We start from the raw sequence: 16,173 nt of genomic DNA on the forward strand, positions 1-16,173 counted from the left end.
GTTTTGCCTGTGAAGGCTTTTTGCGCTATCGGCGCGCCACCATGAGCCGCCTTCAGCCTATTTCCATCGGTCCGATTCAGATCGCCGAACCCGTCATCCTCGCGCCGATGACGGGCGTGACCGACGTGCCGTTCCGAAAGCTCGTCAAGCGCTTCGGCTGCGGCCTGACGGTCAGCGAGATGATCGCGTCCGAAGCGATGATCCGCGAGACTCGCCAGAGCCTTCAAAAGGCCACGTGGGACCCCAGCGAAGAACCCGTCTCGCTCCAGCTAGCGGGCTGCGAGCCCGAGCGGATGGCCGAAGCCGCCAAGCTCAACGAACAGCGTGGTGCCGCGATAATCGACATCAACATGGGCTGCCCCGTGAAGAAAGTCGTCAACGGCTATGCCGGAAGCTCGCTGATGCGCGACCTTCCCCTCGCCGCGCGGCTGATCGAGGCGACGGTCAAGGCGGTCGATGTTCCCGTCACGCTCAAGATGCGCATGGGCTGGGACCATTCCAGCCTCAACGCCCCAGAACTGGCGCGCATCGCCGAGGATCTCGGTGTCCGTCTCATCACCGTCCACGGCCGCACCCGGTGCCAGATGTACAAGGGCAGCGCGGATTGGTCCTATATCGCGAACGTAAAGGCAGCGACGTCGCTGCCGGTCATCGTCAACGGCGACATTAATTCGATCGAGGATGCCCATGACGCGCTCGACCAGTCGAACGCCGACGGCGTCATGATCGGTCGCGGTGCCTACGGCAAACCCTGGCTGCTGGGGCAGGTCATGGCCGATCTCATGCATGGCCAGACCGTCCCGGACCCCGACATGCAGACGCAGCTCGACACTATTCTCGAACAGTATGAGGCCATGCTTGACCTCTACGGTGCCCGGGTCGGGGTCGCCTGCGCGCGCAAGCACATCGGCTGGTACACCAAGGGTCTCCATGGCTCGGCCGAGTTCCGCCACGGCGTCAACAGCCAGGAAGACCCCGCGGTCGTGAAGACCCTTCTGCGCGACTTTTACGCGCCGTTCATCGACGGCAGTGCCAGCGCCGAAACCCCCGTTCGCGACGCCGCCTAAAACTGTGTTTTTCATGCAACGCTTCCGTGCTAGGCGGGAGATGCATGGACGCAACGACCCGTGATTCTCGCTTGGAAGAGCCCGCACCCGCACCGCGCGTGACCCCGAGCCCGCGCATGCGCATCGCGACGCTGGTCGCGGCGATCGTCCTGATTGCGACGATGGCCTATTCGGCGGACTTGCTGCTTCACGATCATGGCTCGCCGCAGCTTTTGAGCCCACCGATGATCGCGCTGCTGATGGTCGGCAATCTCATTCCCGCGATCATCCTGCTCGTCCTTCTCTCCCGCCTGATCGCCCGGCGTCGCGGCGTGAAGCAGGGTGCGGGCGAGGGACAGCTACACATGCGCCTCGTCGCGCTCTTCTCGATCATTGCGGCGGTGCCGACCGTGGCCGTCGCGATCTTCGCCTCGCTGCTGGTTCAGTCCAGCCTCGAATTCTGGGCGTCGGAGCCGGTCGAGACCATGCTTCGCGATTCGGTAGAAATCGCCAAGACCACCTTCGATACCGAAGCGTTTGACGTCGCCACGGAAACCGCGCTGATGGGCGGCGACCTCGTGGCCGTCCTCCCCGAAACCGATCCGCGCGGACCGGAATTCAACCAGCTTCTCGTCGATCAGACCTACGCGCGCGAACTTTGGGAATCCGCGATTTTGCGGATCGACGGAGACGAGATCGAAGTCCTTTCCGCCGTGAACCTTACCGAGCTCCCGATTGATCGCGCGCAGTTGCTCGACGCGCGAAATAAGCTGGATCCCGAGACCCCGGTCTCACTCGAGGTGCCGGGACGGATCGCCTTCCTCGCCGATTTGCCCAATGTCGACAACGGCTACACCTACGCCGCCCGCAATATCGGCGAGGAGCTGACCGCCAACATCAACCGGGCGGAGAATATCGACACGACCTACGACGAGACGATCGAACAATCGATCGAGAACCAGTTGCAGTTCACGCTCGCGCTCTTCTTCGGCGCCATCCTGATCGTCGCGCTCGCCATCTTCGCCGCTTTGACCCTGGCGGACCGTATCGGACGCCCCGTGGGGCAACTCGTCGCCGCCGCCGGGCGGGTGGGGCAGGGGGACTTCACCGCACGCGTCCCGCCCCAGCCCAGTCTCGACGAAATCTCCACCCTCGCGACCGCCTTCAACCAGATGACCTCGCGGATCGAGGAGCAGACGGGCGCCCTGCTCGACGCCAACGAACTGTCCGACCTCCGCCGCGCCTTCATCGAGGCGGTGCTGGGGTCGGTCACTGCCGGCGTCATCGCGGTCAACGACGACCATCGGATCCAGCTCATCAACCGCTCTGCGGCCATGCTCCTCGGCGATGCCGAAGAGGATCTGGTCGACAAGCGTCTCGCCGACCTGTCGACCGAACTTGACGAGATCATGCGCGGCACCGCTGCCGAGGCCAGCGTCGAACTCGCGACCGAGGGCGGTTCGCGCATTCTCGCGGTCAAGCGGGTCCGGTACGAAGAAGGGACCGTCATCACCTTCGACGACGTCACCGATCAGCTGTCCGATCAGCGCCGCGCCGCCTGGTCCGACATCGCGCGTCGCATCGCGCACGAGATCAAGAACCCGCTCACTCCTATCCAGCTTGCCGCCGAACGGTTGCAGCGCCGCTACGGCGACACCGTCCCGGCGGACGACGAGATCTTCGCGCGTCTCACCGACACGATCGTCCGTCAGGTCGGCGACCTTCGCCGCATGGTCGACGAATTCTCCAATTTCGCGCGTATGCCCAAGCCGGTTTTTCGCGACGAGAATATCCACGACATCGCCCGCGCCGCGCTGTTCCTGCACGAAGTGGCGCATCCCGGCATCCATTTCTCGATCGATCCGCCGCACGGCGAGATCCGAATGGTCGCCGACCGGCGCCAACTGGCGCAGGCGCTCACCAACATCGTGAAGAATGCGGTCGAGGCGATCGAGGCGCGACGCAAGGCGGGCGGCGATCATTCCGACGGCGACCGTATCCTTCTCTCCGTCGCGCGCGAGAATGGAGAGGTCATCATCGATCTTGATGATACCGGGATCGGACTTCCGGCGGAACGCGAACGGCTTACCGAGCCTTATATGACGACGCGGGTTCGTGGCACGGGACTGGGGCTCGCCATCGTGAAGAAGATTGTCGAGGAGCATGAAGGACAGATCGCCTTCCTAGACCGCGCGGGAGGGGGCACGCAGGTCCGCATCCGCTTCGACGCCGCCAAGCTGGAGGAACGCGCGTCGGGAGAACCCGCCGCTCCGCTGGTGAGGGCCGGCGAGGACCATGAATATGACGAGGACGATGCCTGATGGCGCTTGAGATACTGGTAGTCGATGACGAAGCCGACATCCGCGACCTCGTCGCCGGGGTGCTCGAAGACGAGGGCTACGAGGTCCGCACTGCCGCTTCCAGCGAGGCCGCACTCGAGGAAATCGGGCAGCGTCGGCCGCATCTCGCGCTGCTCGACGTCTGGCTCCAAGGGTCCAAGCTCGACGGTCTCCAGCTGCTCGAAGAGGTAAAGAAGCGCGATCCCTCGATTCCCGTCCTGATGATCTCGGGCCACGGAAATCTCGACACCGCGGTGGCCGCCGTCGCGGCCGGTGCGGTCGATTTCATCGAAAAGCCCTTCGAGGCGTCGAAACTTCTCCATCTCGTCGAGCGCGCGACCGAAACCGACCGTCTCCGCCGCGAGAACGAACATCTCAAGCGTCAGCAGCTGCGCGAGGAACAGCTTGAAGGCACGTCGAGCTCGATCAACGGCGTCCGCGCGACCCTCAAGCGCGTCGCCCCGACCGGCAGCCGCGTGCTCATCACCGGCCCGGCGGGCGTGGGCAAGGAAATCGCCGCGCGCATGATCCACGGCTGGTCGCCCCGATCGCGCGGGCCGTTCATCACCGTCTCGAGCGCGATGATGGCACCCGAGCGGGTCGAAGAGGAACTGTTCGGCGTCGAGGAAAACGGCGCCGCGCGCCCGGGCTTTCTCGAACAGGCCCATGGCGGCACGCTGTTCCTCGACGAGATCGCCGACATGCCCGCCAATACGCAGGCAAAGATCCTGCGCGTCCTGACCGATCAGAGCTTCACCCGCGTCGGCGGCGATCGTCCCGTCAAGGTCGACGTGCGCGTCCTGTCCGCCACGTCGCGCGACCTCAAGGAGGAGATCGAGGAGGGCCGTTTTCGCGAGGACCTTTTCTATCGGCTCAACGTCGTCCCCGTCGACATTCCGCCGCTCAACGAGCGGCGCGAAGACATTCTGGTGCTTGCCGAGCATTTCCTTGCCCGCTTCGCCGCCGAGCGCCGCATCCGTCCCCCGCGTGTGTCGGACGAGGCGATGGCCACGCTCCAGGCGCACGACTGGCCGGGCAACGTGCGCCAACTGCGCAACATCATCGAACGCACCATGATCCTCACCCCCGGCGACCGCGCCGACTGCATCGAGGTCGATCTGCTGCCACCGGAGGTGACCGAGGCGCAGGGATCGGGCAATGGTGCCACATCGACCGTCGCGATGATGGGATCGCCGCTGCGAGAAGCGCGCGAGAATTTCGAGCGGGAATATCTACGCGTCCAGATCCGCCGCTTTTCGGGCAATATCTCGCGCACCGCCGCATTCATCGGCATGGAGCGTTCGGCCTTGCACCGGAAACTGAAGGCACTCGGCATCACCGAAAAGCGCGACAAGAGCTGATGGCCTCTGTCCCCGATCTTCAGGACCAGTTCCTGAACGGCGCCCGCCGCGGCGGCACCCCTGTCAGCGTCTTTCTCGTGAAGGGGGTCCGCCTGCAGGGGCAGATCAGCGGCTTCGATGCCTACAGCTTCACGCTGCGTCGCAACGAGACCGAACAACTTGTTTACAAACAAGCCGTTTCGACGATCCTCATCGCTCAGGCGCATCAGCCCGATATCATTCCCTCCGCTCGCCGCGGCGACCGTCAGGACGAATTCCTCGGCCGCCGGCACGGTCAGCGCGTGGCGCTCTATCTCGTCAATGGTGTCTCGTTGAAAGGTGACCTCGTCGCGCACGACATCTACTGCCTCCTCCTTTCCAGCGAGGACGGGCGCCAGCTGGTCTTCAAACACGCCCTCTCGACCGTGTCGGACGCCTCGTGAGCGTCTTCGACCGCGAGGACAACGGGGCAGGGGGCCAGCGCGCCGTTCTTGCCGTGCCCGTCGTTGCCGGACATCCGCAGAGCCGCGATGCCGAGGCCCGTGCCGACGAAGCCGAGGGACTGGCGAACGCCATCGGCATCGACATCGCCGACACACTGTCCTTCAACGTGCGCAAGGTCCGTCCCGCCACGCTGTTCGGCGGCGGTCAGACGGATGAAATTGCCGCCGCGACCGCCGCCGCCGATGCCAAACTTCTGATCGTCGATCATTCGCTTTCTCCCGTTCAGCAGAAGAAGCTCGAGGAACGCACAAAGACCAAGGTGATCGACCGCACCGGACTGATCCTCGAAATCTTCGGCGAACGGGCCGCCACCGCAGAAGGGCGGATGCAGGTCGAGCTCGCCCATCTCGACTATCAGGCCGGCCGTCTCGTGCGGTCCTGGACCCACCTCGAACGCCAGCGCGGCGGCTTCGGCTTCCTCGGCGGCCCCGGTGAGACCCAGATCGAGGCCGACCGCCGGCAGATTCGCGACCGCATGGCGCGTATTCGCAAGGAGCTGGAGCAGGTCAAGAAGACCCGCGGCCTCCACCGCGATCGGCGCCAGCGCGCGCCATGGCCCGTCGTCGCGCTGGTCGGCTACACCAACGCCGGAAAATCGACGCTCTTCAACCGGTTGACCGAGGCTACGGTGATGGCGGAAGACCTCTTGTTCGCCACGCTCGACCCGACGATGCGCTCCGTGAAGCTGCCCGGCCACGAGAAGGTCATCCTTTCCGATACCGTCGGGTTCGTCTCCGACCTCCCGACACAGCTGGTGGCTGCCTTCCGCGCCACGCTGGAGGAAGTCGCGAGCGCCGACCTCATCCTCCACGTTCGCGACATCTCGCATCCCGACAGCGATGCCCAGGCGAACGACGTCGACGAAGTCCTCTCCGACCTTGGCCTGGCGGAAGACGATGCGCCGCCGCGGATCGAAATCTGGAACAAGATCGATCGGCTTGAAGGCGACACCCGCACCGCGCTTCTCGCGCAGGCGGAGCGCGAAGGCGCGCTTCCGATCAGCGCCGTCAGCGGGGAGGGGATCGACCATCTGCGCCGGACTCTCGCCGCTGCGCTCGACCCCGACCGTGCCCGGCACGAGATCGACCTGCCCGTTTCCGACGGCGCGCGGATCAGCTGGCTGCACGCCAACGGCAATGTCCTGTCCAGCGAAGCCGAAGGGGAAACGCTCCATATGGCGGTCGAACTGTCGAGCCTCGACTGGGACCGCTTCAACGCCCTCTGAGGCGAAGTCGCTCTATTCGCGATCCTTGGCGGCCCGCCACAGCTCTTCCTTTTCGTCGAGGTCCATGCCCGCGAAACCCGGCGCGCGCTCGATGCTGCGAAAGCGCCGCTCGAACTTGTGAGTGGCCTTGCGAAGAGCGTCTTCCGCGTCGATCTTCAGAAATCGTGCGAGGTTAACGACCGCGAACAGAAGGTCGCCCAACTCCTCTTCCCGATGCGTGTCGTCCCGTGCCTCGGCCAGTTCGGCCAGTTCCTCGTCGATCTTGGCCCTGGCACCGCTGGCATCGGGCCAGTCGAACCCCGTCCTTGCCGCGCGCTTCTGCAACTTCTGCGCCCGTTCCAGCGCGGGGAGGGCGAGGGCGACTCCCGCGAGCGCACTCTGATCGTCCTTCTCCGCCCGTTCCGCGGCCTTGATCTCCTCCCAGCGATGATGACCGCTACCCGGATCATCGCCGAACAGGTGCGGATGCCGCCGCTCCATCTTGTCGCTGATCCTTTCGATGACATCGTCGAAATCGAAATCGCCGCGCTCCTCCGCCATGCGCGCGTGAAAGACCACCTGCAGTTGCAGATCGCCCAGCTCGTCGGCCAGCTCTTCCATGTCGTCGCGCTCGATCGCGTCGACCACCTCGTAGGCTTCTTCGATCGCGTATCGCGCGATGCTGCGATGGGTCTGGACCCGGTCCCATTCGCACCCCGTTTCGGGGTCGCGAAGCCGCGCCATGATCGTCTTCAGTCTCTCGATGCTCATCGCATCTTCATAAGGCAGGAGAGATCAAAGTCGACCCGCACCGCATCATGACGTCACCAGCACCGACCCCTCTGTCCGAGGAACAAAAGGCCCATCCATCTCCTTGATAATCTGACCCTTTCAGACGGAACATCCAAAAGGACGATCCTTGCGCTTTCCCCTTCTTCTTGCCGCGCTGACGCTTCTTTCCTGCGACAACGAGCCCACGATGGCCGTGGCCGCGTCGGAGGACGCTCGCACGACCCGCGAGGCGACGACCACCGGCCTCGATCCCGAGCAGGTCGACCAGCTGATCGAGCGCGCCGCATCGCTTTCCACGCTCGAAGGGTTGCTGGTTCTTCGCGACGGCGAGACCTTAATCGAGGAACGGTTCAACGGGGGTCCGCCGCTGGATGCCGCCGTCAACATCAAGTCGGCGTCGAAGTCCGTCATTTCCGCGCTGGTCGGCATCGCCATCGACCGCGGGATCCTCGACGGTACAGACCAGAAGGTGCTGAGTTTGCTTGCCGACGACGCCCCCAGCGACCCCGATCCGCGGCTACGCGAACTCGATATCGGCCACCTCCTGTCGATGCAGGCGGGGCTGGAGCGGACCTCAGGCGACAATTACGGTCGCTGGGTGTCGAGCGGCGATTGGGTCGACTACGCGCTCTCGCGCCCGTTCGTGGCCGATCCGGGCGGCCGCATGCTCTATTCGACCGGCAGTACGCATCTGTTGTCCGCGATGCTGACCGAAGCCTCGGGCCGCTCAACGTGGGAACTGGCGCGCGACTGGCTGGGAATGCCGCTCGACATCGCCATCCCGCAATGGGAGCGCGATCAGCAGGGCATCTATCTCGGGGGCAACCAGATGTCGATGAGCCCGCGCGGCATGGCCCGGTTCGGAGAACTCTATCGCCTCGGCGGTACGATATCGGGCAATGAGATCGTTCCCAGCGACTGGATCGAGGCCAGTTGGACCCCGCGAACCCGTTCGCCCTGGAGCGGGGAGCAATATGGCTATGGCTGGTTTCTTACCAACCTGGCGGGTCACCCGGTCCGCTACGCGTGGGGTTATGGCGGCCAGATGATCTTCATCGTCCCCGATCTTGCGTTGACCGTCGTGATGACGTCGGACAGCAACGTCGCGCGCGGCAGCGATCACATCGACGATCTCCGCGCGCTTCTGGCTGAGCAAATCATCCCGGCAGCCGAGAAAGGGGCGTGATCGGTCAAGGCGGAAAACCGGCTACGAGCGATAATCCATAAGTCCGATAATACATATTATGTAAAGTAGTAGAAGCCGCCGAAGGCATTCGCTTGCGATCTACTGCTCGAGCACCAGCCAGCGCCCCTCGACTCCCCATCGCTCCAGCGACGACAGGAAATTCATGCCCAAGACGTTCATGTCTTCCTGATCGGTAACGTGCACCGCCATGTCGTGGCGAACGATCGGCCCGAGTGCCAGTCGTTCGGCGCGTCCGCGCGACACGCGCACCACGCCATTGCCCGTCCGGACCATCTGGTCGCGCCGCGGATTGATCGACACGCCCGCCGCCACGGCCGCGGGCCGTCCCAGGGTCGTCATCGTCGCTCCGCTGTCGACGAGGAAGTTGACCGGCGTGCCGTTGACGTCGGCCTCGACCCAGAAATGCCCGTCGATCGCCATCGGGATCCGCACTTCGCTCGAAGCCGTGATCGGCGCGCCGGTCACTTCCGATTTCAAGCGGTCGCCGACCATTCCCAGATCGTCGCGGAACGTGAAGACGATGAAGCCGGCACCGAAGATCACCACCCATGCCGCCGCCATCCGAAGCAGGCGCAGGATGGGTTCCTTGCGGGTCAGCAGCGCCGAGACGATGATCGCCGCCGCCATGAGGATATAGACACCGCCGAGCATCCAGTCGTTGGTCAAAGGATCACTTCCATTCCGTCGTAAGCAGGCACCGCCCAATCTGGCAGCTCCTCGCTTAACTGGGCATGATCCATGCTGTTATCCAGATGCGTGAGGATCAGCCGCCCGACGCCAAGCTCGCGCGCCGCGTCCAGCACCATCTCCAGATGCGCATGCGTCGGATGGGGTTCGCGACGAACGCAATCGCATAACCATATGTCGACGCCGCGATACAGCGCGCGCATGTCCTCGGTCATCGTCTCGAAATCGATGGCGTAGGCGAACGATCGGCCGTTCCGGTCGAAGCGGATGCCCAAGCTGGTGATCCCGCCGTGCGGCTGGTCGACGAAGGACAGACGGCCGCCGCCCCAATCCATCGGACCTTCGATCGGATGTTCGGTGAACAATGCCTTGTAGAGGCCGCGATCCTCGAAGGCATAGCCGAACCGCGCCTTCAACCGCTCGAGCGTATCGGCCCGCGCATGGATTGGCACCCGCGCGCCGCCGTTCCAGCGACAGGCGCGCAAGTCGTCGATCCCGTGACAATGGTCGGCATGGTCGTGCGTGATGATGACGTCATCGACCGTGCCGACCTCGGCATCGAGCAATTGTTCGCGCAGATCGGGACCGCAATCGACCAGCATCCGCTGGCCGTCGCCTTCCATCAGGATTGCCGCACGCCGCCGTCTGTTGCGCGGGTCTTCTGGATCGCACGCGCCCCAGTCGTTTCCGATTCGCGGAACCCCCGACGATGTACCGCTGCCAAGGACGCGGATTTTCACGATGCTACGGGCTTGGCCTTGTCGAACAGCCGGAAGAAGTTGGCAGTCGTCTGCGCCTTGACGTCATCCATGGTGGAATCGCGCAAATCCGCCACGAATTCGGTGGTGTCGACGACGAATGCGGGCTCGCACGTCTTCCCGCGGTTCGGCACCGGCGCCAGAAACGGGCTGTCGGTTTCGACGAGGTAGCGATCCTCGGGAAGCGTCTTCGCAGTCGCCTGCAAGTCCTTGGCGTTCTTGAAGGTCACGATCCCAGAGAGCGAGATATAGAAACCGAAATCGAGCGCTTCGTCCGCCAGCCATTGCGAACTGGTGAAGCAATGGAGCACTCCCCTCACCCCGCCCTTGTCGACCGCGCGGCGCAAGATCGTGGCAGTATCCTCTTCCGCCTCGCGGGTGTGGACGACGAGCGGCAGACCCGTCGCTCGCGCCGCCTCGATATGCGCTTCGAAGCGTGCCTTCTGCGCGTCGCGGTCGGACTTGTCGTAATAATAATCCAACCCGCATTCGCCGATCGCCACGACCTTGGGGTGCGCCGCCGCCTCGATCAGCGCCTCCACTCCAAGATCCGGGTGATTGTCGGCCTCGTGGGGGTGGACGCCGATGGTGGCCCAGACATCCTCGTTCCGCTCGGCAGTGGCGACGATGTCGTCCCATTCGCGCTGTCGCGTCGAGATGTTGAGCATTCCGGTCACGCCGCGCGCCCGCGCCGCGTCCAGAACCTCGTCCTGTCGCTCGACCAGGCCCTCGTAATTCAAATGGCAATGACTATCGATCAGGCTCACGCGCCCACCTCCTCGATCTCCAGACGCGGGAAGACCGGCACGGGTTTCGCGATCTTGCCGTCTTCTCCTGGCACCAGCTGATCGAGCACCGCCTTGGCGCCTGTCGGCACCACGGGCGCGATCGCGTCCGCGAGCGGTTCGATCGCCGCCGCCAGCGTGCCCAGAACCGCAGCCATTCGCTCGGGGTCGCTTTTCTTCAGCGCCCAGGGTGCCTGCTCGTCGACATAGGCATTGCAGGCGTAGACGGCGCGCAACCACGCCTCGATACCCTTCTCGAACGCCCAGGCCTCGAACTGCGCTGGCAATTCTACCTCGCACGCCGTGCGAACCGTTTCCAGCAGGGCGCGGTCCTCGCTCGCGTCCCCGGCGGGCGGCACCGCCCCGTCGAGGTTCTTGTGGATCATCGACAACGTCCGCTGCGCCAGATTTCCGAAACTGTTGGCCAGCTCCGCGTTCACGCGGGTGACGAGGCTATCCTCGCCGACGCTTCCGTCCTGCCCGAAACTGACCTCGCGAAGAAGGTAATAGCGCAGCGAATCCACGCCGTGGGTGCGCGCCATTCCCATCGGGTCGACGACATTGCCGAGACTCTTCGACATCTTGACGCCCCCCTCGCCCAGCAGGAAGCCGTGCGCATAGACCTGGCGCGGCAGGTCGATCCCCGCGCTCATCAGGAAGGCCGGCCAGTAAACCGCGTGAAACCGGATGATGTCCTTGCCGATCAGATGACAATCCGCGGGCCAGAACCGGTCCCACCGTTCTCCGCCCCCCGGATAGCCGACACCGGTAATGTAGTTGGTCAGCGCATCGACCCAAACGTACATGACATGATCTTCATCGCCCGGCACCTTGACGCCCCAGTCGAGGCTCGCGCGGCTGACCGACAGATCGCGCAATCCGCCTTCGATGAACGCCACGATTTCGTTGCGGCGACTGGTGGGTCGGATGAAATCGGGATGCGCCGCGATATGCTCGAGCAGCGGTTTCTCGTATTTCGACAGCTTGAAGAACCAGCTTTCCTCGACCTGCCATTCGACCGGCGTGCCCTGGGGCGAAAGCTTCGCGCCCCCCTCGCCTTCGACGATCTCCTTCTCGTCGTAGAAGGCCTCGTCGCGAACCGAATACCACCCTTCGTATCGATCCTTGTACAGATCGCCGTTCGCTTCCATGGCGCGCCAGATTGCCCGGCTGGCAGCATGATGATCCTCGTCCGTGGTACGGATGAAGCGATCATAACTAATATTCAGATCGTCGCACATCACCTTGAACATGCTGGACATCTTCGCGCCAAGCTCGGCGGGCTCGATGCCCTGCTCGCGCGCGGTCTGCGCCATTTTCAGCCCATGCTCGTCGGTACCGGTCTGGAAATAGACGTCGCGCCCCTGCCCCCGCCGGAAACGCGCCATGACGTCGGCGGCAATCGCCTCGTAGGCGTGGCCGATATGCGGTGCGCCGTTGGGATAGGAAATGGCGGTGGAGAGATAATAGGGCTGGCTCATGTCCCTCGAGCGACTAGCCCGCGGCGAAGGTCGGAGCAAGCGTCACGCCTCGACGGCTCCCGCCCGCGCCAGTGCGCCCGCCATCGTGTAGATGGTGCTGGCCGGATCGGCCGACAGTCGCGGAGCGAGGCGTGCGGTCGCCCGCACCTCGCCATAGGCGTCGATCAGCGCCATCCGACGCGCCCCATTGGCCTCGCGGGCCTCGGCAGCCACCAGTCCCGGCAGCATGTCGAGGAACGACGCATACCGTTCCGCCGCCGCCTTGGTCGACAAGGTTTTCGCCAGTTTCGCACGGACCGCCGTCGTCGGGTCGCCGTCGCGCATCAACGCCACCACCTGCGTCGCGAGCGCGCTCAGATCCTGTTCGGCAATGGCGATCGCCCGCCCCGCAGAGCCCTGCCCCAGCGACACGAGCCGCTTGCGCTCCGCAGCGCTGTCTTCCGGCCGTTCCTTCTCGAGAACCGACGTCATGGCGTCATCGGCAAGCGGGATGAAATCGAGCCGCCGACAGCGCGAGCGGATCGTCGGGAGAAGCCGCCCCGGTGCGTGCGACACCAGAAAGAACAATGTCTTGGCGGGCGGTTCTTCCAGCATTTTCAGAAGAGCGTTGGCGGCGCTCGCTTCCATGTCGTCGATACTGTCGATTACCACCGTGCGCCACTCGCCCATCGACGGCGTGATCGCGAAAAGGCCGGCGAGTTCGCGCACCTGTTCGACCGAAATGTTGCGCGCAAGGGCCGTGCCGCTCTTGTTCATCCCCCGCTCGAGCCGTCGGAAATCGGGATGCGACCCAGCGGCGAGCAGACGAGCGGTGGGATGATCGGGGTCGAGGTCCAGTCCCTCCCCTTCGGGCGGGCGCGCCGAGGCTTCCGCCAGCACACGCGCCGCCGCCGCGGTCGCGAAGGTCGCCTTACCCACCCCCGCCGGTCCGGCGAGCAACCAGGCATGATGCGGCGTCTTCCCGCGCCATGCGTCAAGAAACCGCGAGACCGCCTTGTCCTGCCCGATCACCGGCGCGCCGCTCATGGGAGCACGTCCGCCAATTCGTCGATCAGCCGCTTCGTGACGTCATCGGGCGCCCCGCTCGCATCGATCAGTCGCACCCGGTCGGGCTGCGCCTCGGCTATGGCACGAAAGCCTCGTTCGACCTTGTCATGATATCGGCCGTCCCGATCACCGATCCGGTCGCCCCGTTGGTCGCGGGCGCGAGCACGCCTGCCGCCCTCCCCGCCCTCGAGCATCAGGACCAACGTCCGGTCGGGAAAGAAGTCTTCCGAGCCGAAACGATGCAGGGCCCGGATTGCATCCACGCCCAAGCCTCCCGCTTCGCCCTGATAGGCGATGGAGGAATCGATGAACCTGTCCGACAGCACCCAACGGCCCTCGTTCAGCGCCGGCCGGATGACCTTCTCGACATGATCGGCCCGCGCCGCCGCGAACAGCAGTGCTTCGGCCCGCGCGCTCCATCGTGCTTCCTCGCCGCCGAGCAGAAGTTCGCGGATTTCCTCGGCGCCGGGACTCCCGCCCGGTTCGCGCGTCACGTGGACGTCGAGCCCCCTCGCCTGCAGCGCGTCCCGAAGCGCGGTCAGTTGAGTCGACTTTCCGACCCCCTCGCCGCCTTCGAGGCTGATGAAGCGCCCCCGCTCCACCGGTTAAGCGAGACCGACGAGGCCCTTGAGCCCGATCCATGCACGACGGAAGAAGCCGGCCTCTTCGACCGCCTCGCCGGCGACCAGCGGCAAAGTCGCCTCTGCGCCATCGACGGTCACGACCAGTTCGGCCACTTCCTGTCCTTGCGCGATCGGGGCCTTGAGCGGTCCCATGTAACGGATCTTGGCGCTCGGATCGGCGGCCATGCCCGCAGCGAAGGTCGCCGCCAGATCGCGCGGCGCGATCAAGGGAACGCTGTCGGCACTGCCCAGCTGCACGTCGGCGCGGCCGATCTCCGCACCTTCCTGGAACAGCGGCATGCTCTCCCACGCATTGAAGCCCCATTCCATGATATCGCGCGATTCCGCGACACGCGCGCCGTAGCTGTCGAGACCCGACACCACCATGATCAGCCGCCGCCCGTCGCGTTCGGCCGACCCGGTGAAGCCGTAGCCAGCTTCTTCGGTATGACCCGTCTTGAGACCGTCGGCACCCGAAACGCTTCCGAACAGCGGGTTGCGGTTGGGTTGGGTGATCGGGTCACCCGCCTGCGTCTCGCCCCAAGTGAATTCGGGCTTGCCGTAATATTTGGCGTACAGTTCCGGATGATCCTCGATCGTCGAGCGTGCCAGCTCGGCAAGGTCGCGCGCCGTGACGAGGGTCGCGCCCTCGTCGGGCCAGCCCACCGGATTGCCGAAACGACTGCCGCGCAGCCCCAGCGCCTCGGCACTGGAGTTCATGCGGTCGACGAACGCTTCCTCTGTTCCCGCGATGCATTCCGCCAGCACGACGGTCGCATCGTTACCCGAGACCGTGACGATGCCGTTCAGGAGATTCCCGACGCTGACCTGCTCGTTTGGCGAAAGGAACATCGTCGATCCCGCCGCCGGGCCCGACCACTGCCGCCACGTCTCGGGGCGGACGGTACACATCTTGTCCTCGTCGAGCTTGCCCGCATCGATCAGCTCGAAGGCGACGTGCGTGGTCATCATCTTGGCCATCGAAGCGGGCGGGATCTGCCGGTCGCTGTCGCGATCGAGCAGCACCTGACCCGACGACAGGTCGATCAGATAGGCGATCGGCGCGTCGGTCTCGATGGAAGGCTGCGCCAGGGCGGCAGCAGGAAGGACGGCAAGGGCAATAAGAGCACGGCGCATCGACGAGACTTTCGAATTGGAGGAATTGATCGCGGACGACTGTAGGGCGACGCCCTGCAACGCCTCAAGCCCCATCGTTCAAAATCGGACTAGCGCTCGATCGCGTCCGCGACGAGACCGATGGTCAGCGCGTAGAAGTTCGAGCAATTATAGTCGAGGATCATGTCATAGTTGCGCGACAGCAGGTAGGCGGTGTTCCCCGGACCGTCCGGCTCGAACAGCTTGAGTTCCACACCGTCGGAAAAACTCGACCCGACCGGCGTCACGCCCCGCGCGCGCCATTCGGCCATTGTCATCCAGCGGCTGTGCCGGTTGAAAACGGCGGGGCACCGTTCGGGTTCGGTCGTCCGCCGCACCGCATTGCGGTCGAAGTTCGACGGGACACTCACGGGAATTCCCCAGTCGATGCCGCGGATCCAGCCCTTGGACGCCAGATAGTTTCCGATCGAAGCGAACGCATCGGGCTCCGAATTCCAGATATCGGCAAAATTGTCGCCGTCCCCGTCGGCCGCCAGCGTGAGGATATTGGTCGGCATGAACTGCGTCTTGCCCGCCGCGCCGGCCCAACTGCCCTTCAGATGCCCGCGCGTGTAACCCTGGTCGAGCAGTTTCAGCGCGGCGATGAACTCGCCCTCGAAGAGGTCGCGACGACGCCCCTCCCACGCCAGGGCACCCAGCGCTTCGAACAGGTCGAAATTGCCGGTGACCCGTCCATAGCTGGTTTCCTTGCCGTAGATGGCGAGGATGACGTCCTTGTCGACGCCGTAGCGGTTCTGGACCCAGTTGAGACTGTCCCAGTTCTGCCGCGCCTCGGCCTTCCCGCGCTGGATGATGTCGCGGGTCACGTGGCGGCGCTGGTAGGGGGCGTAGGGCGGAATGACGTTCGATCCCGGCGATCCTCCCGGCTGCGAACGGTCGAGTTCGATCGCCCGGCTGCTCGGCTGCAATCCCGGCAGGACGCTGTCGACGGTCTGGGCGCGAACCCCCTCGGCGATGGCCCGGGCGCGAAGATGGTCCTTATACGATCCCCAGGCGATGTCCCCTTCCGGCGTAGCGGGAACCTGCGCGAGGTTGGAACGCTGCGCGTCCGCGGGAAGCGGCGCAAGCGGATCGTCCGCGGCGGGCTGGCTACAGGCGGGCAACGCGAAGAGCGCGCTCGCGGCAATAAGGGAAATACGCATCAAAGAGCTTACGAACATGCAGGCCATCCTATCCATCGCGGG

Annotated in this window: 15 protein-coding genes; 6 read left to right on the forward strand and 9 right to left on the reverse strand. The window is 64.8% G+C overall.

Going from position 1 to position 16,173, the window contains the following annotated elements:
* Window positions 1–41 precede the first annotated feature (41 nt).
* From dusB to hflX, 5 genes are read left to right on the forward strand one after another with little or no spacing between them, the layout of a single operon-like run.
* Window positions 42–1,067, forward strand: a complete 1,026-nt coding sequence (gene dusB, locus WJT74_RS04760; RefSeq protein WP_343347470.1) for a tRNA dihydrouridine synthase DusB — start codon at window positions 42–44, stop codon at window positions 1,065–1,067.
* 44 nt (window positions 1,068–1,111) lie between these two features.
* Window positions 1,112–3,367, forward strand: coding sequence for a sensor histidine kinase NtrY-like (locus WJT74_RS04765; protein WP_343347472.1), 2,256 nt, complete (start codon window positions 1,112–1,114; stop codon window positions 3,365–3,367).
* Window positions 3,367–4,746, forward strand: a complete 1,380-nt coding sequence (locus tag WJT74_RS04770; protein ID WP_343347474.1) for a sigma-54-dependent transcriptional regulator — start codon at window positions 3,367–3,369, stop codon at window positions 4,744–4,746. The genes WJT74_RS04765 and WJT74_RS04770 overlap by 1 nt, the downstream gene beginning before the upstream one ends.
* Window positions 4,746–5,168 carry an RNA chaperone Hfq gene (gene hfq, locus WJT74_RS04775; protein ID WP_343347476.1) on the forward strand — a complete coding sequence of 141 codons (423 nt, stop codon included), beginning with the start codon at window positions 4,746–4,748 and terminating at the stop codon, window positions 5,166–5,168. Before WJT74_RS04770 ends, hfq begins: the two co-directional genes overlap by 1 nt.
* A complete protein-coding gene (gene hflX, locus WJT74_RS04780; RefSeq protein ID WP_343347479.1) occupies window positions 5,165–6,454 on the forward strand; it encodes a GTPase HflX in 1,290 nt (429 codons plus the stop codon). Before hfq ends, hflX begins: the two co-directional genes overlap by 4 nt.
* Before the next feature lie 12 nt (window positions 6,455–6,466).
* Here hflX and mazG read toward each other — a convergent pair whose 3' ends face one another.
* The gene (mazG, locus tag WJT74_RS04785) at window positions 6,467–7,204 is read right to left on the reverse strand and encodes a nucleoside triphosphate pyrophosphohydrolase (protein ID WP_343347482.1); all 738 of its coding nucleotides are present in this window, start codon (window positions 7,202–7,204) and stop codon (window positions 6,467–6,469) included.
* 148 nt (window positions 7,205–7,352) lie between these two features.
* Here mazG and WJT74_RS04790 point away from each other — a divergent pair, with 148 nt between their 5' ends.
* Window positions 7,353–8,411 (forward strand): serine hydrolase domain-containing protein, encoded by a 1,059-nt coding sequence (locus WJT74_RS04790; RefSeq protein ID WP_343347484.1) that lies wholly within the window; start codon window positions 7,353–7,355, stop codon window positions 8,409–8,411.
* Window positions 8,412–8,510: 99 nt separating this feature from the next.
* Here WJT74_RS04790 and WJT74_RS04795 read toward each other — a convergent pair whose 3' ends face one another.
* The 8 genes from WJT74_RS04795 to WJT74_RS04830 form a co-directional block, all read right to left on the reverse strand.
* Entirely contained in the window at window positions 8,511–9,098 is a 588-nt protein-coding gene (locus WJT74_RS04795) for a retropepsin-like aspartic protease family protein (protein ID WP_343347486.1), read from the reverse strand.
* On the reverse strand, window positions 9,095–9,859 hold the full coding sequence (locus WJT74_RS04800; RefSeq protein WP_432215234.1) for an MBL fold metallo-hydrolase: 765 nt from the start codon (window positions 9,857–9,859) through the stop codon (window positions 9,095–9,097). Before WJT74_RS04800 ends, WJT74_RS04795 begins: the two co-directional genes overlap by 4 nt.
* A complete protein-coding gene (locus WJT74_RS04805; protein WP_343347491.1) occupies window positions 9,856–10,644 on the reverse strand; it encodes a TatD family hydrolase in 789 nt (262 codons plus the stop codon). The genes WJT74_RS04800 and WJT74_RS04805 overlap by 4 nt, the downstream gene beginning before the upstream one ends.
* The gene (gene metG / locus WJT74_RS04810) at window positions 10,641–12,143 is read right to left on the reverse strand and encodes a methionine--tRNA ligase (protein ID WP_343347494.1); all 1,503 of its coding nucleotides are present in this window, start codon (window positions 12,141–12,143) and stop codon (window positions 10,641–10,643) included. The genes WJT74_RS04805 and metG overlap by 4 nt, the downstream gene beginning before the upstream one ends.
* 42 nt (window positions 12,144–12,185) lie before the next feature.
* A complete protein-coding gene (locus tag WJT74_RS04815) occupies window positions 12,186–13,169 on the reverse strand; it encodes a DNA polymerase III subunit delta' (protein WP_343347497.1) in 984 nt (327 codons plus the stop codon).
* Window positions 13,166–13,792 (reverse strand): dTMP kinase, encoded by a 627-nt coding sequence (gene tmk / locus WJT74_RS04820; protein ID WP_343347499.1) that lies wholly within the window; start codon window positions 13,790–13,792, stop codon window positions 13,166–13,168. The genes WJT74_RS04815 and tmk overlap by 4 nt, the downstream gene beginning before the upstream one ends.
* A 3-nt stretch (window positions 13,793–13,795) precedes the next feature.
* Window positions 13,796–14,950 (reverse strand): D-alanyl-D-alanine carboxypeptidase family protein, encoded by a 1,155-nt coding sequence (locus tag WJT74_RS04825; protein WP_343347501.1) that lies wholly within the window; start codon window positions 14,948–14,950, stop codon window positions 13,796–13,798.
* Window positions 14,951–15,039: 89 nt separating this feature from the next.
* A complete protein-coding gene (locus WJT74_RS04830; protein ID WP_343347504.1) occupies window positions 15,040–16,131 on the reverse strand; it encodes a lytic murein transglycosylase in 1,092 nt (363 codons plus the stop codon).
* Window positions 16,132–16,173: the final 42 nt, after the last annotated feature.

The sequence above is a fragment of the Sphingomicrobium sp. XHP0239 genome, assembly GCF_039555325.1.
GTDB classification, from domain to species: Bacteria; Pseudomonadota; Alphaproteobacteria; order Sphingomonadales; family Sphingomonadaceae; genus Sphingomicrobium; species Sphingomicrobium maritimum.